Genomic DNA, 25,657 nt, shown 5'->3' with positions numbered 1-25,657 from the left:
CAGTGGCGGCCCCTACGGTGGTGTCATGCCGGAGATCGCGTACGTCCGTGGTGACGCCACCGCCCCGTCGGCCAAGGGCGTCAAGGTGATCGCCCATGTCTGCAACGACCTCGGCGGCTGGGGCAAGGGCTTCGTCCTGGCCGTGTCCCGCCGTTGGCCGGAACCGGAGGCGGCCTACCGCGCCTGGCACCGCGACCGCGCGTCGAACGACTTCGGTCTCGGCGCCGTCCAGCTCGTCCGGGTCGAGCCGTACGTGTGGGTGGCCAACATGATCGGCCAGCACGGCATGAGGACCGGCAGCAAGGGCGTCCCGGTGCGCTACGAGGCGATCGACACCGCCCTCGGCCGCCTCGCCGGCCGCGCGGCCGAGCTGAACGCCTCCGTGCACATGCCCCGCATCGGCTGCGGACTGGCCGGCGGGAAGTGGTCCCGCGTGGAGCCGCTCGTCAGGGAGCGACTCACGCGGCAGGGCCTGTCCGTGACCGTGTACGACCACGGGGACGGCGCCTGAGGCGGACGCCGTCCCGGGGCCCTCAGTGCTCGTGCACGTCGTTCGTCGCGGCGATCTTCTTCCACGACCGCGGCTGTGCGGGCGCGACCGACGCCTTCGCGAGGGACGCCGCGCGGGCCGCCGGCGCGGCCGGCTTCGACGGCTGGAACAGCCAGGTGTCGAACAGCGCGGCCAGCGGCCTGCCGGACACCTCCTCGGCGTACCGCTGGAAGTCGGCGACCGACGCGTTGCCGTAGGCGTACCGCTGCGGCCAGCCCTTCAGGACCTCGAAGAAGGCCTCGTCGCCGATCTCGTTGCGCAGCGCCTGCACGGCCAGCGCACCCCGGTCGTAGACCGCGATGTCGAACTGGTTCTCCGGCCCGGGGTCACCGGGCCGCACCGTCCAGAACGGGTCGTCCGCCGGGTGCGACGCGTACGTGTAGTCGGCGAGCTCCTGCGCCGTGCCCTCGCCCTCGTGCTCGGACCAGAGCCACTGGGCGTACCGCGCGAAGCCCTCGTTGATCCAGATGTCCTTCCAGCCGTGCACGGACACCAGGTCGCCGTACCACTGGTGGGCCAGCTCGTGGACGACGACGGAGACGTTCGACCCGTTCGCGAACTGCCGCGGGCTGTAGAACGGACGGGTCTGCGTCTCCAGCGCGTACCCGGTGGTCGTGTTGGGCACATACCCGCCGAGCGCGTTGTAGGGGTACGGCCCGAAGTAGCCGCTCAGCCAGTCGGCGATCTCCCCGGTCCGCTCCACGCTGGCCCGCGCCGCGCCGTCGTTGGCGCCCAGGTCCTTGCTGTAGGCGTTGACGACCGGGATGCCGCTCTCGGTCGTGCCGGTGGTGAGGTCGAACTTCCCGACCGCCAGAGTGGCGAGATACGTGGCCTGCGGCTTGTCCGACCGCCAGGTGAAGCGGGTCCAGCCCAGGCGCGAGCTGCTGGACTGGAGGGTGCCGTTGGAGATGGCCTGGGTGCCGTCCGGCACCTGCACGGACACGTCGTAGGTGGCCTTGTCGAGCGGATGGTCGTTGCTGGGGAACCACCACCAGGCCGCCTCGGGCTCGTTCGCGCCGACGCCGCCGTCGGGGGTGCGGTGCCAGCTGGTGAAGCCGTACGCCTGCTTCGAGGACGGCACCCCGCTGTAGCGCACCACGACGGTGACGGGCGTGCCCTTGCGCAGCGGGCTCTTCGGGGTGATCTCCAGCTCGTGTTCGCCCGACGTCGTGAACGACGCCTTGGCGCCGTTCACCCGCACCTCGCCGACGTCCAGCAGGAAGTCCAGGTCGAAACGCGACAGATCCTGTGTGGTGCGGGCCAGGATCGTCGCCGTCCCCTCCAGGCGGTCGGTCGCCGGCTGGTACTTCAGGCGCAGGTCGTAGTGGGAGACGTCGTAGCCGCCGTTGCCGTACGCCGGGTAGTAGGGGTCGCCGATGCCCGGAGCGCCGGGGGAGTGGGCCGCCGCCGACGCCGGGATCGCCAGCATGAGGGAGGCGGCGCCCAGTGCGCCCGGCACGATGAGTCTGCGGTGCACGAAAGCTCCAAGTCGTAGGGGTACGAGGACTGTTCGGAGCCTATTCAGCCCCTGTGTGCCCAGTCATGTCCACGGCCACTCCGGTCACATGATCGTCATCCGGCCGACATGAGACACCCGCCGCGCGGGCCCCAGCAGCCTCCGGACGCCCTCTTCTGTACAGCAGTTGACCGATGTACCGTCCCGCGCATGCCGAAACGCACGCGCCTCACGACCTGGAGACCGCTCGCGACGCCGGCCACGGCCACCCTCCCCACGCGTCCCGCCCGCACCCCGGCTCGCCGTGCCGACACGCCGACACGCACCGCGGACCCCTCGCGCACGCCGGTCCGCGTACCGTTCGTCGGCGGCACCACCGGGTCCGCCCGGGGCACCGCCGGCCAGGCCCCCGCCGCCACATCCACGGACGGCGTAAGTGCGCCGCACACCATGCACCGTGTCCCGAACGGAGGCCGATGAACCGCCTGCGCACCCTCACCGTCACCGTCACGGCCCTCACCGCGTCCCTCCTCACCGCCCCGGCCCACGCCGCGGGTTCCTCGCAGCACCAGCCGCCCCGCACCGGCTTCGAGACGTCCCACGGCGCCCGCTGGACCACCCAGCCCGAGGAGCAGGCGTTCCTGTCCGCCGTCGACCGGGCGAGCGGACGGGTCACGGTCGACCGCATCGGCACGACGCAGCAGGACCGCCCGGTCCAGCTCGTGACCGTCGGCAGGCGCACCGCCCCGAACACGGTGCTCCTCGTGTGTAGTCAGCACGGCGACGAGCCCTCCGGCCGCGAGGCCTGCCTGTCCACCGTCCGCGACCTGGCCTACGCCACGGACCGGCGGACCCGGCGCTTCCTGGACCGCACCACCGTGCTGGTCGTGCCCACCGCCAACCCCGACGGCCGTGCCGCCGACACCCGCGGCAACAGCGACGGCGTGGACGTCAACCGCGACCACCTCGCCCTGCGCACCGCCGAGGCACGCGCCCTGGCCGCCGTGATCCGCGACCGGCAGCCCGACGTCCTCTACGATCTGCACGAGTACGGCGCCACACCCCCGTACTACGACAAGGACCTGTTCGACCTCTGGCCCCGCAACCTCAACACCGACCCGGCGGTGCACGACGAGGCCCGCATGCTGTCCGGTGCCTACGTCCGTCCCGCCGCCGAGAACGCCGGGTACTCGACCGGCACTTACGGCATCTGGACCGACCCGGTCACCGGCGACCCGGTCAAGCAGACCGCCGGCGACGGCCAGGAGCGCATCCTGCGCAACATGTCCGGCGTCAAGCACGCCGTCGGCCTGCTCATCGAGAGCCGCGTCGACCCCCTCACCGACGCGGAGCGGCAGGACGAGGCGCTGAACAACCGGCGCAGGGTGCGTTCCCAGCTCGCCGCCCTGGGGGGCCTTTTCCGCCACGCGGACGAGCGGCGCGGGCCCATCGAGGCGGCCACCGGCGCCGCCCGTCGGACCGGCCGGGCCGACACCGGCCCGGTCTACCTCGGCGGCGCCGACAACGACCCGGCCGGACCCGCCGAGGTGATCCAGGACCCGCCCTGCGCCTACCGGCTCACCGCCGGCCAGTACGCCGAGGTCAAGGACGAACTCGCCCTGCACGGCGTACAGGTGCGGCCGGACGGCGAGGGGGCCCGGGTGCCGCTGCGCCAGCCGCTGCGCGCCCTCGTGCCGCTGCTCCTGGACGGTCGCGCCGCGTACCACCTGACGGTGGGCGAACCCGACACCCGCTGCTGAGGAGGTGAGTTCCGCGTCACACGTGGTAAGGGCGTAGCAGAGGACTATTTTCGGCCTCACCGAAGGGAAAGGTGCCGCCTGTGACACAGGACCGACCGAGCGACGAGGAACACCACGAAAGAGGCACGCTTCCGGGTGCGGAAGCGGGCCTTTCCGGGCAGGATGAGCACCCCCGGACCGACCGGGTCGTCTTCGGCGTCACGGCTGCCCTGACCCTCGCCTTCGTCATCTGGGGCGCCGCCTTCACCGACTCGCTGGAGGACGTCTCCACCAGCATGCTCGGTGGCCTGATGCACAACGGTGGCTGGGCGTTCATGCTGGCCGCCTCCGGATTCGTCGTCTTCGCCCTCTGGCTCGCGGCCAGCCGCTACGGCCGGATCCACCTCGGCGCCGAGGGCGAGGAACCCGAGTTCCGCACGGTGTCCTGGGTCGCGATGATGTTCAGCGCGGGCATGGGTATCGGCCTGATGTTCTACGGCGTCAGCGAGCCGCTGGCGCACTACACGACGCCCCCGCCGGGCACCTCCCCGGCCGACTCCGGCGAACGCATGGAGACGGCCATGGCCACCACCCTGTTCCACTGGACGCTCCACCCGTGGGCGATCTACGCCGTGGTCGGACTCGGCATCGCCTACAGCACCTTCCGAAGGCGCCGCCGCCAGACCATCAGCGCCGTGTTCACCCCGCTCATCGGCGAGAAGAACGCCAACGGTGTCGGCGGCCGGATCATCGACATGCTCGCGATCATCGCGACCGTCTTCGGCTCCGCCGCCTCGCTCGGCCTCGGCGCGCTGCAGATCGGCTCCGGCGTGGAGAAGCTGGACTGGCTGGACGAGGTCAGCACCGGACTGCTCGTCTCCATCATCGCGGTGCTGACCGTCGCGTTCGTGGCCTCCGCGATCTCCGGTGTGGAGAAGGGCATCCAGTGGCTGTCCAACACCAACATGGTGCTGGCCCTGATCCTCGCGGTGTTCGTGTTCGTCGCGGGCCCGACCATCGTCGTCCTCGACCTGCTGCCCACCTCGGTCTTCGCCTACCTCGGCGACCTGCCCCAGCTGGCCGGCCGCACCGAGGCCAGCGGCGGCAAGGGCGTCGCCGACTGGCTGGGCAGCTGGACCGTCTTCTACTGGGCCTGGTGGATCTCCTGGACGCCCTTCGTCGGCATGTTCATCGCCCGCATCAGCCGGGGGCGGACGATCCGGCAGTTCATCGGCGGCGTCATCCTCGTGCCCAGCACGGTCAGCCTGGTCTGGTTCGCGATCTTCGGCGGCTCGGCGATGAAGCTCCAGGAGCAGGACCGGCTCGGCGGCGACTCGACGCCCGAGGGCCAGCTGTTCGCCGTCCTCCAGGAGTTCCCCGTCGCCACCGTCACCAGCCTGCTGGTGATGATCCTCGTCGGCATCTTCTTCGTCTCCGGCGCCGACGCGGCCTCGATCGTGATGGGCACCCTCTCGCAGAAGGGCGCGCTCGAACCCAGCCGCCGGGTGGTCGTGTTCTGGGGCGTGGTCACCGGCGCCGTCGCCGCCATCATGCTGCTGGTCGGCAGCGGCCAGGGCGACGCGCTGACCGGCCTGCAGAACCTCACGATCCTCGCGGCGGCGCCGTTCGTCATCGTGATGATCTTCATGTGTATCGCCCTCATGCGCGACCTGCGCAGGGATCCGCTCATCGTGCGCGGCGAGATGGGCTCCGAGGCCGTCGAACTGGCCGTCATCGCGGGCCACCAGCAGTACGACGGCGACTTCGAGATCCGCATCGGCCCGGGCGCCGGCACGGAGGTGGAGGGCGACCCGATCGGCAAGCACGGGGACTGACCCACCGCCGGGGGCGGTTCCTGCGGCCCGGCACCGCAGGGCCCGCCCGGTCAGTCGGTCGCGAGTCGTGCCGCCTCGCGGGCGCAGCCCCAGGCCACCGTCACGCCCGCGCCGCCGTGCCCGTAGTTGTGCACCAGCAGCCGCCCGTCCGGCAGCCGCTCGCGCTCCAGCCGCACCGCGTCCCGCGCCGGCCGCAGCCCCACCCGGTGCTCCAGCACCCGCGCCCCGGCGATCTCGGGCCGCAGCGCGGCACACCGACCCACGATCGCCTCCGCGACCGCCGGGTCCGGCTCCGCCGACCACGCGTCCTCCTCGGCCGTGCCGCCCAGGACGAGCCGGCCGGGATGCGGGAAGAGGTACGCCATCTCCCCGGAGACCGGGTCGGTGGAGACCAGCCAGGTGTCGATGCCCGGGTTCTCCACCACGACCAGCTGCCCGCGCACCGGACGCACGGACGCGTCCGGCACCAGCTCCCGGGCGCCCAGCCCCGTGCAGTTGATCACGACCGGCGCCGCGACCTCCGCCAGATCGGCCACCGCACGCGTCTCCACCGCACCGCCCGCTGCCGTCAACCGCTCCCGCAGCCACGGCAGATGAGTCGACATGTCGATCAGCGGCAGGCGTGCCCACAGCCCCGAACCGCCGTACTCCTCGGCCCGCGCCGAGCGCAGCCCCGGCAGCCGCGCGGTCGCCCACCCGTCGACCTCGTCCAGACCCGTCTCGCCCAGCACCCCTTCGACCACGCGTACCCCCGTCCCCTCGGGCCGGGCCGCCAGTTCCTCGTACACGTCCAGGGAACGCAGCGCCCATTCCCGCGCCAGCGCCACCGGCTCGATGCGGTACGGCCACCACAGCGCGCCCGCGACCGCCGAGGTGGTGCGCTCGACGGGCTCCCGCGTCCACACCCGCACCCGCCTGCCGCGCTCGGCGAGCACCACGGCCGTCGTCAGCCCGATCACACCGCCGCCGACCACGACGACCTCGTCACCCAGTTCGGTTTCCACACCGGGACGATAGGCCTCCGCGCCCCCGTACGTCAGCACGTGCTCACATCGGCGGCGCCGAGGGAATACTCACCGCATGGCTGCCGAATACGCGACCTTCGCCCTGGCACCGGCGATGCGGGCCGGTGGAGTCCTCCCCGGTGGCGACTACCAGGTCCACCGCGACTTCATGGACTTCGTCGTGGACGGCCGGTCCCTGCTGTTCCGGCTCTCCGACCTGGACGCCGTCTCCCCGCTCGCCGCCGACGTCCCACCGGCGATCTTCACCGCGCAGGTCCGGGGCCTGCTCCTGGAGACCGACGCGCCGCTGCCCGGCGGCCGGTACGTCATCTACGGCTGTCCCGACTGCGAGGACCTGGCCTGCGGCGCGGTGACCGCCGTGATCCGGCGCGACGGCGACGACTTCATCTGGCGGGACTTCGCCTGGCAGACCGGCGAACACGCCGACCTCGCGTTCAACGGCTACCACGGCATCGGCCCCTTCCGCTTCCCCGGCACCGAGTACCGCGCGGCGCTGGCCGCCCTGCTCGACGGCAGCGCGCACACCCGCCGCAGGGTCCTGCTGATCGGCGCCCGCGTCGCGCTGCTCGCCAGACTCGCCGCGGCGCTGCGCACCATCGGCATCGGCGCCGACATCGCCCAGGACGCCTCCGGCGTCCCCGCCGACGAACTGCGCGCCTACGGCGCCGTCGCCTTCGGCCGCGCCATCGGCGAGGAGGAGCGGGCCGCCGTACGCCACGCCTTCACCCGGGCCGGTGTCGACGTCGCCTACGTCGACGGCCTCGCCCCGATCGTCCCGCTGCTCGTCGCCCAGATCGAACACGCCCTGGACCGAGGCCCGGCCGAGCGGCACCGGCTGACCCGCCTGACGGCGACCGGCGGCGCGGCGGAGATCGAGGTGACCTCGCCCTGCCGGGTGCGGCTCACCGCGTACCGTCTCGACCGCCTCCACCGCACCCACACCCACGAGGTCTTCGACGACGTGCTCGAACCGGGCGGCCACCGCATCGCCCTGGACGCGACTACGGTGAAGAGGGAGTCGTTCGTGGTGGCGCGGACGCCCGGAAGCGTGCTGGTGGCGGCGGTGCGGGGCGGGAAACCCGGCTGAGCGGGCGGCGGGGCGCGGTTAGGATCGACGGTCTGATGACTGCCACCCTCGTCGCCAAGAACCTCGCCGCCGGCCACGGAGACCGCTCCCTGTTCACCGGGCTCGACCTCGTCGTCGCCCCCGGCGACGTGATCGGACTCGTCGGGGCCAACGGCGCCGGCAAGTCCACCCTCCTGCGGATGCTCGCCGGCCTCACCACCCCGGAACAGGGCGAGCTGCGCCTGTCCCCGCCGAGCGCCACCGTCGGCCACCTCCCGCAGGAGCCGGAGCGCCGGCCCGGCGAGACCGTCCGCGCGTTCCTCGCCCGCCGCACCGGCGTCACCGAGGCGCAGCGCACCATGGACGAGGCCACCCAGGCCCTGGTGGACGGCGCCCCCGGCGCCGACGACGCCTACGCGACCGCCCTGGAGCGCTGGCTCGCCCTCGGCGGCGCCGACCTCGACGACCGAGCCGGGGAGACCGCCGACGCCCTGGGCCTGACGGTGGACCTGGACCAGCCGATGACGTCCCTGTCCGGCGGCCAGGCGGCACGGGCGGGCCTCGCCTCCCTCCTCCTGTCCCGCTACGACGTCTTCCTGCTCGACGAGCCGACCAACGACCTCGATCTGGACGGCCTGGAACGCCTCGAACGCTTCGTGACCGGCCTGCGCGCCGGCACCGTCGTCGTCAGCCACGACCGCGAGTTCCTCACCCGCACCGTCACCAAGGTGCTCGAACTGGATCTGGCCCAGCGGCAGATCAACCTCTACGGCGGCGGCTACGAGGCCTACCTGGAGGAACGCGAGGTGGCCCGCCGGCACGCCCGCGACGAGTACGACGAGTACGCCGACAAGCGCGCGGCCCTCCAGGACCGGGCGCAGATGCAGCGCACCTGGATGGACAAGGGCGTCAAGAACGCCCGGCGCAAGGCGGGCAACGACAACGACAAGATCGGCCGCAAGTTCCGCAGCGAGGCCAGCGAGAAGCAGGCCGCCAAGGCCCGCCAGACCCAGCGCATGATCGAGCGCCTGGACGTCGTCGAGGAGCCGCGCAAGGAGTGGGACCTGCGCATGGAGATCGCGTCGGCGCCGCGCTCCGGCGCGGTGGTCGCCACGCTGCGCGACGCGGAGGTCCGGCGCGGCGACTTCACGCTCGGCCCGGTCTCCCTCCAGATCGACTGGGCGGACCGCGTGGCGGTGACGGGAGCCAACGGCGCCGGCAAGTCCACGCTGCTCGGCGCGCTCCTGGGCCGCGTCCCGCTCGACGCCGGACACGCGGCGCTGGGCTCGGGGGTCCTGCTCGGCGAGGTGGACCAGGCCCGCGCACTGTTCCACGGGCCCGAGTCCCTGCTCGACGCCTTCCGCACGGCGACGCCCGATGTCGAGCCGGCCGAGATCCGCACCCTCCTGGCCAAGTTCGGCCTCAAGGCGGACCACGTCATGCGCCCGGCGTCGACCCTCTCCCCGGGCGAACGCACGAGGGCCGCCCTGGCCCTCCTCCAGGGCAGAGGCGTCAACCTCCTGGTCCTCGACGAGCCGACGAACCACCTGGACCTGCCGGCCATCGAGCAACTGGAATCAGCCCTGGACGCCTACGAGGGCACGCTCCTCCTGATCACCCACGACCGCCGCATGCTGAACGCCGTCCACGTCACCCGCCGCCTGGAGGTCACAGACGGCAAGGTGACGGAGACGCCGGCCTAGCCGCAGTCGCAGCTGCAGGCCGCCGCAGCTGCGGGCGGTCGTGCCTCCCCCAGGGCCTGAACGGCCTGGGAGGTACCCCCAGGGGCGGCACGGGTGGGCGGTGGGGGAGGCACCCCGCAACGCCGGGCCGCGCACCCACCCCCCGCCACCACGCCGGAGGCCTACGCCAGCCCGGCCCGCCGCAACGCGTCGGCCATCGCCCCGTTGGAAGGTGCCGGCGCCCCCGAGGACCGCCCCTTCCCCCCGGAGCCCTGCCGCTGCTGCTGCCGCTGCTTGGGAGGCCGGGCCCCCTGCCGCGGCTCCCGCTTCTGCTCCCCCTGCGGAGCGGCCTCGTCGTCCAACCGCAACGTCAACGAGATCCGCTTCCGCGGAATGTCGACGTCCAGCACCTTCACCTTCACGATGTCCCCGGGCTTCACCACATCCCGCGGATCCTTCACGAACGTCTTCGACATCGCGGACACGTGCACCAGCCCGTCCTGGTGCACACCGACGTCCACGAACGCCCCGAACGCGGCCACGTTCGTGACCACTCCCTCCAGGACCATCCCGGACGCCAGGTCGGAGATCTTCTCCACGCCCTCCTTGAAGGTGGCCGTCTTGAAAGCCGGCCGCGGGTCGCGCCCCGGCTTCTCCAGCTCCTTCAGGATGTCGCTCACCGTCGGCAGACCGAACTTCTCGTCCACGAACTCCGCCGGCCTCAGCGACCGCAGCACCGAGGTGTTGCCGATCAGACCGGCCACCTCCTGGCCGACGGTCTTCACCATCCGCCGTACCACCGGGTACGCCTCGGGGTGCACGCTGGACGCGTCCAGCGGGTCGTCACCGCCCCGGATCCGCAGGAAGCCCGCGCACTGCTCGTACGCCTTCGGCCCGAGCCGTGACACCTTCTTCAGCTCGGTCCGCGACCGGAACGGCCCGTTCGCGTCCCGGTGCGCCACGATGTTCTCGGCGAGCCCGGAGGTGATGCCGGAGACGCGGGCCAGCAGCGGCGCGGAGGCCGTGTTGACGTCCACGCCCACGCCGTTCACACAGTCCTCGACCACCGCGTCGAGCGAACGCGACAGCTTCACCTCGGACAGATCGTGCTGGTACTGGCCGACGCCGATCGACTTCGGGTCGATCTTCACCAGCTCGGCCAGCGGGTCCTGGAGCCGCCGCGCGATCGACACGGCACCGCGCAGCGACACGTCCATGTCGGGCAGTTCCTGCGAGGCGAAGGCCGACGCCGAGTACACCGAGGCGCCCGCCTCGGACACCATCACCTTGGTGAGCTTCAACTCGGGGTGCTTGGTGATGAGTTCACCGGCGAGCTTGTCCGTCTCGCGGGACGCCGTACCGTTGCCGATCGCGACCAGCTCGACCGCGTGCTCCTTCGCCAGCCGCGCCAGCTTGGCGATCGCCTCGTCCCACCGGTTGGCCGGGACGTGCGGGTGGATCACGTCCGTGGCCACGACCTTGCCGGTCGCGTCGACCACGGCGACCTTGACACCCGTGCGGAAGCCCGGGTCGAGGCCGAGCGTCGCACGCGTACCGGCCGGGGCGGCCAGCAGCAGATCGCGCAGGTTGGCGGCGAAGACGTTCACCGCCTCGTCCTCGGCGGCCGTGCGCAGCCGCAGCCGCAGATCGATGCCGAGGTGGACCAGGATGCGCGTGCGCCAGGCCCAGCGGACCGTGTCCTGGAGCCACTTGTCGCCGGGCCGGCCGCGGTCGTAGATCCCGAACCTGTTGGCGACGATGCCCTCGTACGACGACGGCCCGTCGGCCGGTTCCTCGGGCTCCAGGACGAGGTCGAGGACGTCCTCCTTCTCGCCGCGCAGCATCGCGAGGATCCGGTGCGAGGGCAGCTCGGTGAACGGCTCGGCGAAGTCGAAGTAGTCGGCGAACTTGGCGCCGGCCTCCTCCTTGCCCGCCTTCACCTTGGCGGCGAGCCGCCCGCGCACCCACATCCGCTCGCGCAGCTCGCCGATCAGGTCGGCGTCCTCCGAGAACTTCTCGGTGAGGATCGACCGGGCGCCGTCCAGGGCGGCCTGCGGATCGGCCACGCCCTTGCCGGCGTCGACGAACGCGGCGGCCGCGGCGAGCGGATCCACCGACGGGTCGGCGAGCAGGCCCTCGGCGAGGGGCTCCAGACCGGCCTCCCGGGCGATCTGCGCCTTCGTGCGCCGCTTGGGCTTGAACGGCAGGTAGATGTCCTCCAGGCGGGCCTTGGTCTCCGCCTCACGGATCCGGGCCTCCAGCTCCTCGCTGAGCTTGCCCTGCTCGCGCACCGAGTCGAGGATCGCCGTACGCCGCTCCTCCAGCTCCCGCAGATAGCGCAGCCGTTCCTCGAGCGTGCGCAGCTGCGCGTCGTCGAGCATCTCGGTCGCTTCCTTGCGGTAGCGGGCGATGAAGGGCACCGTCGAGCCGCCGTCGAGCAGCTCCACCGCGGCCTTCACCTGCCGCTCCCGTACGCCGAGCTCCTCGGCGATCCTGCTTTCGATGGACCGCACGTCGATGGACGCGCTGGACCCGGGTGTCGTCACGATCCCGTACCGCCTTCTCACAGAGGTTGCGCGGCAATTGTGGCAGGTGGAGCCGACAATCGGGGATCAGGGCGCCACCCGGGCCCGTCGCGGCGGGACGGTACCGGGACGCGGCATCAGGCCCTGCGGGTCGAGGACGAGGCCCCGCCGAAGAGCCGGGCCAGGGCCCGGAAGGGAAGCGTGACGACGGTGGCGATGGCGCCACCGATCTGGCGCAGGACGTCTGCGATGGCACGGAACACGAAAAGCCCCTTTCCTCTCCCGGCCCCTCCGGCCGGGAGTAGTACGGGTACCTCGCGATCGGCTCGGCATGCCCCGTGCGCGCGGAGGACCTGCTCAGCGCTTGCCGAGCAGGTCCTTCGGGAAGGCGCCGGCGGCGAGTGCCCGGCGCGCGAAGGCGGTCCCGAGCTCCGTCAGACGTGCCACGCCCTCCGCGCCCAGGTGCGCGTACGGGGCCTCGTCCATCCGGTCCGTCTCCCGCTCGATCCCGTCGCGCAGGGCAACGCCCTGCTCGGTCAGCTCGCCGGCGTCGTCGAGCAGCCCGCGGCCCCGCAGCCGGTCCGACGCCGCGTCCCACTCCTCCTGGTTCCAGCCGCGGGTGGTGAAGACCCACTTCGGCGTCATGCCCTTGCCGGTGGCGGTGTGCGTCACCAGCGCCTCCAGGCCGTCGAGGCCCGCGGCCAGCAGCGCGGCGAGGTGCCCGTCGCCCCGGTGCTCGCGCAGCAGGGTCGCCGCGTGCCACAGCGCGAGGTGCGGCTCGCCGGGTACGGGCAGGTCGGCGTGGGCCGAGTACAGCGGGCGGGCGTTGCGCGAGCAGCCCTCGGCGGCCCGCAGCGCCAGCTCGGCCGCCTCCGCCATCTCCGCGGACGCCACGGCCTCCTCGCCGAGCAGGCGGCGCAGCGTCGCGTCGACGGCGCGTGTGCGCGCCGCCAGGACCTGGGCGGGCGTGACGGTCTCCCACACGGCGGGGACGTGCCGCGCCACCAGGTCGTGCTTGTAGTTGTAGAACGTCGCCGTCACGGCGCCGGCCCCGACCGGGCCGAGCGCGGCGGCACGCACCGCGAAGTTGACGGCGCGGGGGTCGGTGACCCCGAGGGCGGCCAGCTCCCGGCCCACGTCGGGCGAGAAGTAGTGCGTCGAGTGGAGCGAGTTCAGCGCGTTGTGGCAGCGGCGGCCGGCGCGGGCGTCGAGGGCGGCGGTTGTCATGCTCGGCACGTTACCAACCGCTCAGTACGTCCTCCAGGGGGGTGGGAGGCATGGCAGGAAAGGTGGGGTACTCGTCATTGCGGCCGTCGTCGGGCGGCCGAAGAATCGGCGGCATGGCGCAGCGCACCGTTCTCGTCGTCCTCTTCGACGACGTCCAGAGCCTCGATGTCACCGGTCCCGTGGAGGTCTTCGCGGGCGCCGAGCAGCACACACCGGGCACGTACCGCATCCGCACCGCCTCGCTGGACGGTGCTCCCGTGCGCACGTCCAGCGGTCTGACCGTCGTACCGGACCGGGCCCTCACCGGGGCGCCCGCCCCGCACACCCTGCTGGTCCCCGGCGGCCGGGGCACCCGGAATCCGGACCCGCGCCTGATCGGGTGGCTGCGCGAGCACGGGCCCGGCGCCCCGCGCCTGGTGTCCGTCTGCACCGGGGCCGCCCTGCTCGCGGCGGCCGGTCTGCTGGACGGCCGCCGCGCCACCACCCACTGGGCCTATTGCGACCGGCTCGCCCGTGACCATCCGGCCGTCGAGGTCGATCCCGACCCGATCTACGTCCGCGACGGCCACGTCGTCACGTCCGCCGGTGTGACGTCCGGTATCGACCTCTCCCTGGCCCTGGTGGAGGAGGACCTCGGCAGGGACGCCGCCCTCACCGTCGCCCGGCACCTGGTGGTCTTCCTGCGCCGGCCCGGCAATCAGGCCCAGTTCAGTGCCCAGCTCGCCGCCCAGACCGCGCGTCGCGAGCCGCTCCGCGAGGTCCAGCAGTGGATCACCGAGCACCCCGGCGCCGACCTGAGCGTCGAGTCCCTGGCCGCCCGCGCCGCCCTCTCCCCGCGTCACTTCGCCCGCGCCTTCCAGGCCGAGACCGGCACGACGCCCGGCCGGTACGTCGACCGGGTGCGCCTCGAACACGCCCGCCGGTTGCTGGAGGACAGCGCCGACGGCGTCGAGGAGATCTCCCGTGTCAGCGGCTACGGCACGCCGGAGGCCATGCGCCGCGCCTTCGTCAGGGCGCTCGGCACCTCACCGGCCGAGTACCGCCGCCGGTTCCGGCCCGCGGCCGCCCGCTGACGACGCCCCCGTTCACCGAGTGCACACGAAAGGAAACACATGCAGATCGCCATCGTCCTCTTCGACCGCTTCACCGCCCTCGACGCCGTGGGCCCCTACGAGGTCCTGAGCCGTATCCCGGACGCGGAGACCGTCTTCGCCGCCGAGCGGACCGGCCCCGTGCGCAACGACACGGGAAGCCTCGCGCTGACCGCCGACCGGACCCTGGCGGACGTACCGAGCCCGGACGTGGTCCTCGTGCCGGGCGGTCCAGGTCAACAGGCGCAGATGGACAACGAGGCCCTGCTGGACTGGCTGCGCGCCGCCGACGCCGCCAGTACCTGGACCACCTCGGTGTGTTCCGGCTCCCTGCTGCTCGCCGCGGCGGGACTGCTCACCGGCCGCCGGGCCACCTCGCACTGGCTGGCCCTGGACCTGCTGAAGCGGTTCGGCGCCGAGCCGACGGGGGAGCGGGTGGTCACCGACGGCAAGTACGTCACCGCGGCCGGCGTCTCCTCCGGCATCGACATGGGCCTCACCCTGGTGGGCCGGATCGCCGGCGACGAGCACGCCCAGGCGGTCCAGCTGCTGACGGAGTACGACCCGCAGCCGCCCTACGACGCCGGGTCACCGCAGAAGGCCCCCGCGCACCTCGTCGAGGAGTTCCACACCCGGAACCGGTTCACCCTGACGTAGGCACGCTCCAACCGAAGCTCGGCTGCCTGCGCTCCAGGAACGCGGCGACACCCTCGGCGGTGTCGCCGCTGCCGCGTGCCTGCGCGGCCCAGTGCTCGTCCCGGTCGGTGCGACCGTTCGCGAACTCCTTCGCCGCCGCCTGCGTCAACTGCGAGCGGGAGACCAGGACGCGGGTGAACTCGGCGACCCGCTTGTCGAGTTCGTCCCCCGGCAGTACCTCGTCGATCAGCCCCGTGCGCAGCGCCCGCCCGGCGTCGATCAGTTCGCCGGAGAACAGCAGGTATTTCGCGGTGGCCGGACCCACCAGCGCCACCAGCCGCCGGGTCGCCGACGCCGGATACACCACGCCGAGCTTGGCGGGGGTGACCCCGAACAGGGCACCCTCCTCGGCGAACCGCAGATCGCAGGCCGCCGCCAACTGGGCTCCGCCGCCCACGCAGTGACCGCGGATCGCCGCCAGTGTCGGCTTGGGGAAGGCCGCGAGGGCCTCCTCGGCGCGTACGGCGAGCAGCTGCGCCTCCTCCGCGGAGTCCCGCAGGGTCGAGATGTCGGCACCGGCGCAGAACGTCGCGCCCTCACCGGTGAGCACCAGCGCCCGCACCGCGGGGTCGCCCGCCAGGGAGGCGAGCAGCTCCGGCAGCGCCCGCCACATCGCGGCCGTCATGGCATTGCGCTTGGCCGGGTGGTGGACGACGACGGTGGCGACCGAGTCGGACACCCGGTGCAGCAGACGTGGCTCCATGGGCCGGATGCTATCCATCCGTCCGAACGGTTCGCGGAGCAGGTGCAAGCGGACAGGAACGGTCCCACGACTGACCCGGGCATACGCCAACGATCAGAACCGTTCGATACATGCCGACTTGTGTTCAGTTCTCCGGTGCGGAGGGACGCGTTACCAACACTCTGGGGTGTGGTGACAATCGAGCCCGAGGGTGGCGACCGGACGATGGACGAGACCGGGCCCACACAACCGCTGCCGTACGAAGGCGTCTGGCGGTTCACCGCGCCCGCCGTCGACGCCTCGGTCCCGCAGGCCCGGCACGCCGTCCGGGACCTGCTGGTACGCCAGGGCGTGCCGGTCTCCGACGAGGTGACCCAGGGCCTGCTGCTGATCGTCTCGGAGCTGGTCACCAATGCCGTCCGGCACGCGGCGGTGCTGTCGCCCACCCTCGCCGTGGAGGTCGCCGTCGGGCCCGAGTGGGTCCGGGTGTCCGTCGAGGACAACCACCCCTACCGCCCGACCGCCCTGGAGACGGACCACGGCCGGACGGGCGGGCGCGGGCTGCTCCTGGTCCGGGAGATCACCCTCGAGGCGGGCGGGGCGTGCGACGTGGCCCACACGGCGAGCGGCGGCAAGGTGATCTGGGCCGCCCTGCCGCTCAAGCACGCCCCGCGCTAGCGGGCCCGCTCACCAGCCGGCGGAGGCACCCGTCAGCTCGCGGACGGCGGGCCGTGCCGCGTCCAGCACCGTCATGAACCACGCCGAGAAGGTGTCCTCGGCGTGCCGTACGGCCAGCTCGTCCGGGGTCACGAAGACCGTCTCGGCCACTTCCTCCGGGTCGGGCCGCGGCGCTGCCTGCACCAGGCCGACGAACAGGTGGTTGTACTCCTGCTCGACCAGTCCCGAGGCCGGATCCGGGTGGTTGTAGCGCACCGTGCCCGCCTCGGCGAGCAGCGACGGCGAGACACCGAGCTCCTCGAACGTCCGCCGGGCCGCGGCGGCGAACGGCGCCTCACCAGGGTAGGGGTGACCGCAGCAGGTGTTGGACCACACGCCGGGGGAGTGGTACTTGCCCAGGGCCCGCTGCTGGAGCAGCAGCCTGCCGCGCTCGTCGAAGAGGAACACGGAGAAGGCGCGGTGCAGCTGTCCCGGCGGCTGGTGCGCGGCGAGCTTCTCCGCGGTACCGACCGTCACGCCGTTCTCGTCGACCAGTTCCAGCAAAATCGCGTCTGCGGTGCCGTTCGACGAACTGTGCGTCGCGGTGGCAGGAGTGATCGGCATACCCATCCTTCACATCGGTCCTCGCGCCCCAAGTGTGCCCCACGCATTCGGTACTCCCGGCACTTCCGGCACACCCGCATGTCCCGCGCGGTGGCGCGGGCAGCGGCCGTCACCGGTCGAACGCCGAGGGGGCCCGATGGAAGATCGTGCCCGGCCTCACCCGCCGGGAACCGCCCCGGGCGCGACCGAGCGGAGCGCCGGGGGAGACAGGCGGCGGCAGACCGGCGGACGGCGGCATTCCCCGGCGCACCCCCCGCCCACCCACGCCCCCCGCCCCCGCCCCCGCCCCCGACAAGCAGCCCGACCGACGAGGCGCCCCCGGCCAGGCCTCAGTGGCACAGCCGTGCCTCGTGCTCCGCGTGCCCGCTGGGCTCCAGCTGGAAGGTGCAGTGCTCCACGTCGAAGTGGTCGCCCAGGCAGCCCTGCAGCTCGTGCAGCATCTTCTCGTGACCGATCGCGCTCAGCGCCTCGCCGCTCACCACCACGTGCGCCGACAGCACCGGCATGCCCGAGGTGATGGTCCACGCGTGCAGGTCGTGGACGTCCTCGACGCCGTCCAGCGCCAGAATGTGGGCGCGCACCTCGGCGATGTCCACGCCCTTCGGCGCCGCCTCCAGCAGCACGTCCAGCGTCTCGCGCAGCAGCCGCCACGTGCGCGGCACGATCATCAGACCGATCACCAGGGACGCGATCGGGTCGGCCGGCTGCCAGCCCGTGCCCAGGATGACCAGCGCCGAGATGATCACCGCCAGCGAACCCAGCGCGTCCGCCGCCACCTCCAGGAAGGCGCCCCGCACGTTCAGACTCTCCTTCTGGCCGCGCATCAGCAGCGTCAGCGACACCATGTTCGCCACCAGACCGATCGCGCCGAAGACGACGGTCAGCCCGCCCGCGGTGCCGGCCGGTGTGACGAACCGCTCGATCGCCTCGTACAGGACGTACCCGCCGACCCCGAGCAGCAGCACACAGTTCGCCAGGGCCGCAAGGATCTCCGCACGGGCGTAGCCGAAGGTGCGCCGGTCGCTCGGCGGCCGGCCCGCGAAGTGGATCGCCAGCAGCGCCATGCCCAGCCCCAGGGCGTCCGTCGCCATGTGCGCCGCGTCGGCGACCAGCGCGAGCGAGTCGGCGAGCACACCGCCGACGATCTCGACGACCATGACGGTGAGCGTGATCGCCAGCGCGACCCGCAGCCTGCCGCGGTACGCGGCCGTCGCCGTACCGCCGCCGTGCGCGCCGTGCGCGTGCCCGTGATCGTGCCCAGCCCCCATGAAAGCCGCCTCCCTTGTCCGCGGAGCCCCCAGTCAACTACGGGTGGGGGGTATAGGGCAACGCGGCACTGAACACCGTTGTCATATGCCTTGACCTGCAAAAACGTTACGCAGGTCAGAGCGTTGCCCAGATGCGGGGCCGTGACGGGAGGCGATGCGTCCGCCTATGCGCCCGCGTGGCGTCCTGACCCTCCGCGCACACCCCTCGACACTGCGCGATGCCCTTGATGTCCGTTTGGGGAGCGCGGTTTGTGGGGCGGGCCCCGGATCCCCGATGATGATCGCGGCTAAGGCGGGTGCAAGCGGCGTCGACTGACCGTGAAACGGGCGGTGAACACGGTGTTCCGGGCATCCGATAACCTCTGCCGACATGCCGCCCGGGTGCCCCAGGCACGGGCGCTCCACCATGCACAGGCCGGCGCACTGGCGTCGGCACCAGGGAGTGAGTTCGGTTGTCGACCGCCATCCTCACCGGCCAGCCGGTCCCCGGTTCGTCCGTCGAGAGCGAGCTGCGGTCCCTCGGCTTCGACGTGCGGCTCGCCTCCGACACGGCGGACGCCGAGACGCTGCTCGCCCGGGTGCCCGGCGGAGAGCGCGTCGCCGTGGTGGACGCCCGCTTCGTGGGTCATCTGCACGCCCTCCGCCTCGGCCTCACCGACCCCCGCTTCCCGCTCGCCGCGATCCCCGGCGCGGTGACCGCCCAGCCGGACGCCCGCCAGGCGCTCACGCGCGCGATGGCCCGGGAGAGCTCCGCGGGCAGCGGTACGGCGGTGGTGGCCGTCGACAGCCTCGCCGACCGGATCGTCACCGCGCTCGACGCCGACGGCGCCGACGTGCACCGGCCGGAACTAGGCAGTCTCGTCGCCGTCGTCCCCACCGACCCGCAGGCCCGCAACGAGGCACGGCAGGCCGTCGCCTCCGTCGACGACGAGGCCGTACGCCTGAAGTCGGCGGTCAAGGCCCGCGACGGCTTCGTCACCACCTTCCTGATCAGCCCCTACTCCCGCTACATCGCCCGCTGGTGCGCGCGACGCGGACTGACCCCCAACCAGGTCACCACCGCCTCGCTGCTCACCGCGCTCATAGCGGCGGCCTGCGCGGCCACCGGCACCCGCGGCGGCTTCGTCGCCGCCGGCGTCCTGCTGATCGCCTCCTTCGTCCTCGACTGCACCGACGGGCAGCTCGCCCGCTACTCCCTGCAGTACTCCACGCTCGGCGCCTGGCTGGACGCCACCTTCGACCGTGCCAAGGAGTACGCCTACTACGCGGGCCTCGCCCTCGGCGCCGCCCGCGGCGGCGACGACGTATGGGCCCTCGCCCTCGGCGCGATGGTCCTCCAGACCTGCCGGCACGTCGTGGACTTCTCCTTCAACGAGGCCAACCACGACGCCACCGCGCTCGGTAAATTGTCGCTGGCCAGCCCCACCGCGGCCCTCTCCGACAAGCTCGACAGCGTCGGCTGGACGGTCTGGGTACGCCGCATGATCGTCCTGCCCATCGGCGAACGCTGGGCCATGATCGCCGTCCTGACCGCGGCCACCACCCCCCGGATCACCTTCTACGCGCTGCTGATCGGCTGCGCGTTCGCCGCGACCTACACCACGGCCGGCCGCGTCCTGCGCTCGCTGACCCGCAGGGCCACCCGCACCGACCGGGCCGCGAAGGCGCTGGCCGACCTCGCCGACTCCGGCCCGCTCGCCGAGGCCGTCGCCGCGGGCCTGCGAGGGCCCGCCCGCCGGCTGCCCGGCTTCACCGCCCCCGTCGTCGCCCTCCTCGGCGGCGCCGCCGTCGTCGCGACGGCCGCGTTCACCGGCTTCGGCGGCCCCTGGCCGGCCGTCGCCGCGATCGTCTACGTGCTGACGTCCGCCCTCGCCGTCGCCCGCCCCCTCAAGGGCGCCCTCGACTGGCTGGTCCCGCCCTTCCTCCGCGCCGCCGAGTACGGCACCGTACTGGTACTGGCGGCGAAGGCGGACGTGAACGGGGCGCTTCCGGCGGCTTTCGGGCTGGTGGCCGCGGTCGCCTACCATCACTACGACACGGTCTACCGCATCCGCGGCAACGCGGGTGCGCCCCCGCACTGGCTGGTGCGGGCGATCGGGGGGCACGACGGCCGCACGCTGCTGGTCACGGTGCTGGCCGTGCTGCTCACCGCCTCCGCTTTCAAGGTCGCGCTCACGGTGCTCGCCGTGGCCGTCGCCCTCGTGGTGCTCGTCGAGAGCACCCGTTTCTGGGTCGCCGCCCACAAGGTCGGCGCACCCGCCGTACACGACGAAGGAGAACCCGCATGATCGGCCTCGTGCTGGCGGCCGGCGCCGGACGCCGTCTGCGCCCCTACACCGACACCCTGCCCAAGGCACTGGTCCCGGTCGGCCCCGAGGGCGCGGAGGACGACATCACGGTGCTGGACCTGACCCTGGGCAACTTCGCCGAGGTCGGCCTCACCGAGGTCGGGGTGATCGTCGGGTACCGCAAGGAGGCCGTGTACGAGCGCAAGGAGGCGCTGGAGCAGAAGTACGGCGTCAAGCTCACCCTCATCGACAACGACAAGGCCGAGGAGTGGAACAACGCCTACTCCCTGTGGTGCGGCCGTGACGCCCTCAAGGACGGCGTGATCCTCGCCAACGGCGACACCGTGCACCCGGTCTCCGTCGAGAAGACCCTGCTCGCCGCCCGCGGCGACGGCAAGAAGATCATCCTGGCGCTGGACACGGTGAAGTCCCTCGCCGAGGAGGAGATGAAGGTCGTCGTCGACCCCGACAAGGGCGTCCAGCGCATCACCAAGCTGATGGACCCGGCCGAGGCGACCGGCGAGTACATCGGCGTCACCCTCATCGAGGGCGAGGCCGCCGTGGAGCTGGCCGACGCGCTGAGGACCACCTTCGAGCGCGACCCGCAGCTGTACTACGAGGACGGTTACCAGGAGCTGGTCAACCGCGGCTTCCGGATCGACGTGGAGCCCATCGGCGACGTCAAGTGGGTCGAGATCGACAACCACGACGACCTCGCCAAGGGACGGGAGATCGCGTGCCAGTACTGACGAGGCTCATCCCCTCGCCGCTGGTCGTCGACATCCGGCCGGGGGCGCTCGACGACCTGGCCGTGATCCTCTCCGACGAGCGGATCTCGCCCTCCGGGCGTCTGGCCTTCGCCATCAGCAACGGCTCCGGCCAGGTGCTGCGGGACCGGTTCGGCCCGGCCTTCCCTGGCGCGGACTGGTTCGCGGACGCCGACGGCACCATCGACGGTGCCGTCCGGCTCGCCGACTCCATCAAGAAGTCCGGCCGCTACGACGCGGTGGTCGGTGTCGGCGGCGGCAAGGTCATCGACTGCGCCAAGTACGCGGCGGCCCGGGTGGGCCTGCCACTGGTCGCGGTGGCCACCAATCTGGCCAACGACGGGCTGTGCTCGCCGGTCGCCACCCTCGACAACGACGCGGGCCGCGGTTCCTACGGTGTGCCCAACCCGATCGGCATCGTCATCGACCTCGATGTGATCCGTGAGGCCCCGGTGCGCTACGTCCGGGCCGGCATCGGCGACGTGATCTGCAAGATCTCCGCTGTGGCCGACTGGGAGCTGTCGCACCGCGAGACCGGTGAGAAGGTCGACGGCCTGGCCGCCGCGATGGCCCGCCAGGCGGCCGAGGCGGTGCTGCGCCACCCCGGCGGCATAGGCGACGACACGTTCCTGACGACGCTGGCCGAGGCCCTGGTGCTGTGCGGCATCTCCATGTCGGTGGCCGGGGACAGCCGTCCCGCGTCGGGCGCCTGCCACGAGATCAGTCACGCGTTCGACCTGCGGTTCCCCAAGCGCAGCGCGCTCCACGGCGAGCAGTGCGGCCTCGGCGGCGCCTTCGCCACGTTCCTGCGCGGCGACCGGGAGACGGCCGGGCAGATGGCCGACGTGCTGCGCCACCACGGGCTGCCCGTACTGCCGGGCGAGATCGGCTTCGACCTCGACGAGTTCGTGGAGGCCGTCGACTTCGCGCCCCAGACCCGGCCGGGCCGCTACACGATCCTCGAACACCTCGCCCTCACGACCGACCAGATCAAGGACATGTACGCCGACTATGTCAAGGCCATCGGTAGCTGAACTACGCCCGGTCGTCCATCCCGCGGGGGTCAAGGACCGGCGCAGCGGTGAGCACTGGGCGGGACGCCTCTACATGCGCGAGGTCTCGCTGCGGATCGACCGCTACCTGGTGAACACCAGGATCACGCCCAACCAGCTCACGTACCTGATGACCGTCTGCGGCGTCCTCGCGGCCCCGGCCCTGCTGGTGCCGGGCATCTGGGGCGCCGTGCTCGGTGTGGTGGCGGTCCAGCTGTACCTGCTGCTGGACTGCGTCGACGGCGAGGTCGCGCGCTGGAAGAAGCAGTATTCGCTCGGCGGCGTCTACCTGGACCGCGTCGGTGCCTACCTCACCGACGCCGCGGTCCTGGTCGGGCTCGGCCTGCGCGCCGCCGACATCTGGGGCACGGGCCGGATCGACTGGCTGTGGGCCTTCCTCGGCACCCTGGCCGCTCTCGGCGCCATCCTGATCAAGGCCGAGACCGACCTGGTCGGCGTCGCCCGCCACCAGGCCGGGATGGCCCCGGTCAAGGAGTCCGCCTCCGAGATCCGCTCCTCCGGCATGGCGCTGGCCCGCCGGGCCGCCGGGGCGCTCAAGTTCCACCGGCTGATCCTCGGCATCGAGGCGTCCCTGCTGATCCTGGTCCTCGCCGTCGTCGACCAGGCCCGCGGCGACCTGTTCTTCACCCGCCTCGGCACCGCCGTACTCGCCGGGATCGCCCTGCTCCAGACCCTGCTGCACCTCGTGTCCGTCCTCGCCTCCAGCAGGCTCAAGTGAGCGCGGCCATGAAGGTGGGCGCTGTCGTCATCACGATGGGCAACCGCCCCGAGGAGCTGCGCGCCCTGCTCGACTCGGTCGCCAAGCAGGACGGCGACCCGGTCGAGGTGGTCGTGGTCGGCAACGGCTCGCCCGTCCCGGAGGTGCCCGCCGGCGTCCGCACCGTCGAGCTGCCGGAGAACCTGGGCATCCCCGGCGGCCGCAACGTCGGCATCGAGGCCTTCGGCCCCGGCGGCACCGACGTCGACGTCCTGCTCTTCCTGGACGACGACGGCCTGCTCGCCCGCACCGACACCGCGGAGCTGTGCCGCAAGGCGTTCACGGACGACCCGGAGCTCGGCATCATCAGCTTCCGCATCGCCGACCCGGACACCGGCGAGACCCAGCGCCGGCACGTGCCGCGCCTGCGCGCCTCCGACCCGATGCGCTCCTCCCGGGTGACCACCTTCCTCGGCGGCGCCAACGCCGTTCGCACCCGCGTCCTCGCGGAGGTCGGAAACCTGCCGGGCGAGTTCTTCTACGCCCACGAGGAGACCGACCTGGCATGGCGGGCCCTCGACGCCGGCTGGATGATCGACTACCGCTCCGACATGGTGCTGTACCACCCGACGACGGCGCCTTCGCGGCATGCGGTCTACCACCGCATGGTCGCCCGCAACCGCGTCTGGCTCGCCCGCCGCAACCTCCCCGCGCTCCTCGTGCCGGTCTACCTCGGGGTGTGGCTGCTGCTCACGCTGCTGCGCCGTCCCTCGCGCCCGGCCCTGAAGGCCTGGTTCGGCGGGTTCCGTGAGGGCTGGGGCACCCCTTGCGGTCCTCGCCGGCCCATGAAGTGGCGTACGGTGTGGCGGCTGACCCGGCTGGGCCGGCCTCCCGTGATCTGACAAGCTCGTACCCGAGAGCACCCGGCCGCCCGAGGCCGACGGACTCATGCCGGGCCCGTACCGGCCACGCATCGACGAAGACGAAAGTTTCCACTAGTGAGTGAGACAACGCACGACGGCACGGTCGCGATGACCAGGCCCGTGTCGCCCGACGAGGGCCTCACGGCGGCACGCCTCGCCGCCAAGTACGGGCTGTCCGTGAGCGGCGCCCGGCCGTCCCTCGTCGAGTACGTCCGTCAGCTCTGGGGGCGGCGGCACTTCATCCTCGCCTTCTCCCAGGCGAAGCTGACCGCTCAGTACAGCCAGGCCAAGCTCGGCCAGCTGTGGCAGGTGGCCACGCCGCTGCTGAACGCGCTCGTCTACTTCCTGATCTTCGGCCTGATCCTGGACGCCGGCCGCGGGATGCCCAAGGACGTCTACATCCCGTTCCTGGTCACCGGCGTGTTCGTCTTCACCTTCACGCAGTCGTCGGCGATGGCGGGCGTGCGCGCGATCTCCGGCAACCTCGGCCTGGTGCGGGCGCTGCACTTCCCGCGCGCCTCGCTGCCGGTCTCCTTCGCGCTCCAGCAGCTCCAGCAACTGCTGGCCTCGATGATCGTCATGTTCGCGGTCGTCATCGGCTTCGGCAGCTATCCCTCCCTGTCCTGGCTGCTGGTCGTACCGGCGCTCGTCCTGCAGTTCCTGTTCAACATGGGGCTGGCGCTGATCGTGGCGCGGATGGGGGCGAAGACCCCGGACCTCGCCCAGCTCATGCCGTTCATCATGCGCACCTGGATGTACGCGTCGGGCGTCATGTTCTCCATCCCGATCATGCTGAAGGACAAGCCGGGCTGGCTGGCCGACGTGCTCCAGTGGAACCCGGCGGCCGTCTACATGGACCTGATCCGCTTCGCGCTGATCGACGGGTACGGCTCCGAGAACCTGCCGCCGCACGTGTGGGCGGTCGCGCTCGGCTGGGCCGTGCTGCTCGCCGTGGGCGGCTTCGTGTACTTCTGGAAGGCGGAGGAGAGGTACGGCCGTGGCTGAGCAGCAGCAGGGCGAGCGGGTGCCGACGGTCATCGCGGACGACGTCCACATCGTCTACCGCGTCAACGGCGCCAAGACCGGCAAGGGCAGCGCCACCGCGGCCCTCAGCCGCATCGTGAAGCGGGGGCAGGAGCGGGGCGTGCGCAAGGTGCACGCCGTGCGGGGCGTCTCGTTCGTCGCCTACCGGGGCGAGGCCATCGGCCTGATCGGCTCCAACGGCTCGGGCAAGTCGACGTTGCTGCGGGCCATCGCCGGCCTGCTGCCCGCCGAGAAGGGCAAGGTCTACACCGACGGCCAGCCCTCCCTGCTCGGCGTGAACGCGGCCCTGATGAACGACCTGACCGGCGAGCGGAACGTCATCCTGGGCGGCCTCGCCATGGGCATGACCCGCGAGGAGATCAAGGCCCGCTACCAGGACATCGTCGACTTCTCCGGCATCAACGAGAAGGGCGACTTCATCACCCTGCCGATGCGCACCTACTCCTCCGGCATGGCCGCCCGCCTGCGCTTCTCCATCGCCGCCGCCAAGGACCACGACGTCCTCATGATCGACGAGGCGCTGGCCACCGGTGACCGCAAGTTCCAGACGCGCTCCGAGGAGCGCATCCGCGAGCTGCGCAAGGAGGCCGGCACGGTCTTCCTGGTCAGCCACAACAACAAGTCCATCCGCGACACCTGCAACCGCGTCCTGTGGCTGGAACGCGGCGAACTGCGCATGGACGGGCCGACCGACGAGGTCCTCAAGGAGTACGAGAAGTTCACGGGCAAGTAACCCGACACG

General features: G+C 72.1%; 23 protein-coding genes. 15 read left to right on the top strand and 8 right to left on the bottom strand.

All coding sequences use genetic code 11. The annotated features are described in order from the left end of the window. Positions 1–25: 25 nt before the first annotated feature. Positions 26–511 (top strand): macro domain-containing protein, encoded by a 486-nt coding sequence (locus tag IEZ05_RS20590; protein WP_189231643.1) that lies wholly within the window; start codon positions 26–28, stop codon positions 509–511. Positions 512–533: 22 nt separating this feature from the next. Here the strand turns inward: IEZ05_RS20590 and IEZ05_RS20585 are convergent, their stop codons facing one another. Beyond that, on the bottom strand, positions 534–2,027 hold the full coding sequence (locus IEZ05_RS20585) for a M1 family metallopeptidase (RefSeq protein ID WP_189231642.1): 1,494 nt from the start codon (positions 2,025–2,027) through the stop codon (positions 534–536). A 455-nt stretch (positions 2,028–2,482) separates the two neighbouring features. Between IEZ05_RS20585 and IEZ05_RS20580 the strand changes: the two genes are divergently transcribed. Both IEZ05_RS20580 and IEZ05_RS20575 read left to right on the top strand, forming a co-directional pair. Continuing rightward, positions 2,483–3,766: a M14 family metallopeptidase gene (locus tag IEZ05_RS20580; protein WP_189231641.1), complete on the top strand. Its 1,284-nt coding sequence runs from the start codon at positions 2,483–2,485 to the stop codon at positions 3,764–3,766. Between the two features lie 80 nt (positions 3,767–3,846). After that, the gene (locus IEZ05_RS20575) at positions 3,847–5,580 is read left to right on the top strand and encodes a BCCT family transporter (RefSeq protein ID WP_189231640.1); all 1,734 of its coding nucleotides are present in this window, start codon (positions 3,847–3,849) and stop codon (positions 5,578–5,580) included. 50 nt (positions 5,581–5,630) lie between these two features. On the opposite strand, the gene IEZ05_RS20570 is transcribed toward IEZ05_RS20575, so the two are convergent. After that, entirely contained in the window at positions 5,631–6,584 is a 954-nt protein-coding gene (locus IEZ05_RS20570; RefSeq protein WP_189231639.1) for an FAD-dependent oxidoreductase, read from the bottom strand. A 76-nt stretch (positions 6,585–6,660) separates the two neighbouring features. On the opposite strand from IEZ05_RS20570, the gene IEZ05_RS20565 reads away from it, so the two are divergent. Further along, positions 6,661–7,692 carry an oxidoreductase gene (locus IEZ05_RS20565; protein WP_189231638.1) on the top strand — a complete coding sequence of 344 codons (1,032 nt, stop codon included), beginning with the start codon at positions 6,661–6,663 and terminating at the stop codon, positions 7,690–7,692. A gap of 35 nt (positions 7,693–7,727) precedes the next feature. After that, positions 7,728–9,374 carry an ABC-F family ATP-binding cassette domain-containing protein gene (locus IEZ05_RS20560; RefSeq protein WP_189231637.1) on the top strand — a complete coding sequence of 549 codons (1,647 nt, stop codon included), beginning with the start codon at positions 7,728–7,730 and terminating at the stop codon, positions 9,372–9,374. Positions 9,375–9,535: 161 nt separating this feature from the next. Here the strand turns inward: IEZ05_RS20560 and IEZ05_RS20555 are convergent, their stop codons facing one another. The 3 genes from IEZ05_RS20555 to IEZ05_RS20550 form a co-directional block, all read right to left on the bottom strand. Further along, entirely contained in the window at positions 9,536–11,899 is a 2,364-nt protein-coding gene (locus tag IEZ05_RS20555; RefSeq protein WP_189231636.1) for a Tex family protein, read from the bottom strand. Positions 11,900–12,015: 116 nt separating this feature from the next. After that, positions 12,016–12,141, bottom strand: a complete 126-nt coding sequence (locus IEZ05_RS36825; protein WP_267889763.1) for an LPFR motif small protein — start codon at positions 12,139–12,141, stop codon at positions 12,016–12,018. Between the two features lie 94 nt (positions 12,142–12,235). After that, complete coding sequence (locus IEZ05_RS20550; protein ID WP_189231635.1) at positions 12,236–13,105, bottom strand: SCO6745 family protein; 870 nt, start codon at positions 13,103–13,105, stop codon at positions 12,236–12,238. A 113-nt stretch (positions 13,106–13,218) separates the two neighbouring features. On the opposite strand from IEZ05_RS20550, the gene IEZ05_RS20545 reads away from it, so the two are divergent. Continuing rightward, the gene (locus tag IEZ05_RS20545; RefSeq protein ID WP_189231634.1) at positions 13,219–14,178 is read left to right on the top strand and encodes a GlxA family transcriptional regulator; all 960 of its coding nucleotides are present in this window, start codon (positions 13,219–13,221) and stop codon (positions 14,176–14,178) included. 39 nt (positions 14,179–14,217) lie between these two features. Further along, positions 14,218–14,853, top strand: a complete 636-nt coding sequence (locus tag IEZ05_RS20540; RefSeq protein WP_189231633.1) for a DJ-1/PfpI family protein — start codon at positions 14,218–14,220, stop codon at positions 14,851–14,853. Here the strand turns inward: IEZ05_RS20540 and IEZ05_RS20535 are convergent. Next, complete coding sequence (locus IEZ05_RS20535) at positions 14,840–15,595, bottom strand: enoyl-CoA hydratase/isomerase family protein (protein ID WP_189231632.1); 756 nt, start codon at positions 15,593–15,595, stop codon at positions 14,840–14,842. The genes IEZ05_RS20540 and IEZ05_RS20535 overlap by 14 nt on opposite strands. A 204-nt stretch (positions 15,596–15,799) precedes the next feature. Here IEZ05_RS20535 and IEZ05_RS20530 point away from each other — a divergent pair, with 204 nt between their 5' ends. Beyond that, positions 15,800–16,252 carry an ATP-binding protein gene (locus tag IEZ05_RS20530; protein WP_189231749.1) on the top strand — a complete coding sequence of 151 codons (453 nt, stop codon included), beginning with the start codon at positions 15,800–15,802 and terminating at the stop codon, positions 16,250–16,252. A 9-nt stretch (positions 16,253–16,261) separates the two neighbouring features. On the opposite strand, the gene idi is transcribed toward IEZ05_RS20530, so the two are convergent. After that, the gene (gene idi / locus IEZ05_RS20525; protein WP_189231631.1) at positions 16,262–16,855 is read right to left on the bottom strand and encodes an isopentenyl-diphosphate Delta-isomerase; all 594 of its coding nucleotides are present in this window, start codon (positions 16,853–16,855) and stop codon (positions 16,262–16,264) included. Positions 16,856–17,184: 329 nt separating this feature from the next. Next, entirely contained in the window at positions 17,185–18,123 is a 939-nt protein-coding gene (locus IEZ05_RS20520) for a cation diffusion facilitator family transporter (protein ID WP_189231630.1), read from the bottom strand. A gap of 452 nt (positions 18,124–18,575) precedes the next feature. Here IEZ05_RS20520 and IEZ05_RS20515 point away from each other — a divergent pair, with 452 nt between their 5' ends. From IEZ05_RS20515 to IEZ05_RS20485, 7 genes are all read left to right on the top strand, one after another. Further along, a complete protein-coding gene (locus IEZ05_RS20515; RefSeq protein ID WP_189231629.1) occupies positions 18,576–20,411 on the top strand; it encodes a DUF5941 domain-containing protein in 1,836 nt (611 codons plus the stop codon). After that, positions 20,408–21,160 carry a phosphocholine cytidylyltransferase family protein gene (locus IEZ05_RS20510; RefSeq protein ID WP_189231628.1) on the top strand — a complete coding sequence of 251 codons (753 nt, stop codon included), beginning with the start codon at positions 20,408–20,410 and terminating at the stop codon, positions 21,158–21,160. Before IEZ05_RS20515 ends, IEZ05_RS20510 begins: the two co-directional genes overlap by 4 nt. Further along, complete coding sequence (locus tag IEZ05_RS20505) at positions 21,148–22,212, top strand: iron-containing alcohol dehydrogenase family protein (protein ID WP_189231627.1); 1,065 nt, start codon at positions 21,148–21,150, stop codon at positions 22,210–22,212. Before IEZ05_RS20510 ends, IEZ05_RS20505 begins: the two co-directional genes overlap by 13 nt. Next, entirely contained in the window at positions 22,190–22,969 is a 780-nt protein-coding gene (locus IEZ05_RS20500) for a CDP-alcohol phosphatidyltransferase family protein (protein WP_189231626.1), read from the top strand. The genes IEZ05_RS20505 and IEZ05_RS20500 overlap by 23 nt, the downstream gene beginning before the upstream one ends. Before the next feature lie 8 nt (positions 22,970–22,977). Beyond that, positions 22,978–23,850: a glycosyltransferase family 2 protein gene (locus tag IEZ05_RS20495; protein ID WP_189231625.1), complete on the top strand. Its 873-nt coding sequence runs from the start codon at positions 22,978–22,980 to the stop codon at positions 23,848–23,850. 96 nt (positions 23,851–23,946) lie between these two features. Next, positions 23,947–24,876 carry an ABC transporter permease gene (locus IEZ05_RS20490; RefSeq protein ID WP_189231624.1) on the top strand — a complete coding sequence of 310 codons (930 nt, stop codon included), beginning with the start codon at positions 23,947–23,949 and terminating at the stop codon, positions 24,874–24,876. After that, positions 24,869–25,648 carry an ABC transporter ATP-binding protein gene (locus IEZ05_RS20485; RefSeq protein WP_189231623.1) on the top strand — a complete coding sequence of 260 codons (780 nt, stop codon included), beginning with the start codon at positions 24,869–24,871 and terminating at the stop codon, positions 25,646–25,648. Before IEZ05_RS20490 ends, IEZ05_RS20485 begins: the two co-directional genes overlap by 8 nt. Positions 25,649–25,657: the final 9 nt, after the last annotated feature.

The sequence above is a fragment of the Streptomyces flaveolus genome (genome assembly GCF_014648815.1).
Taxonomy (GTDB): Bacteria; Actinomycetota; Actinomycetes; order Streptomycetales; family Streptomycetaceae; genus Streptomyces; species Streptomyces flaveolus.
Note: the sequence above shows the minus strand (reverse complement) of the source record. Positions and strands in the feature narration are given on the sequence as shown.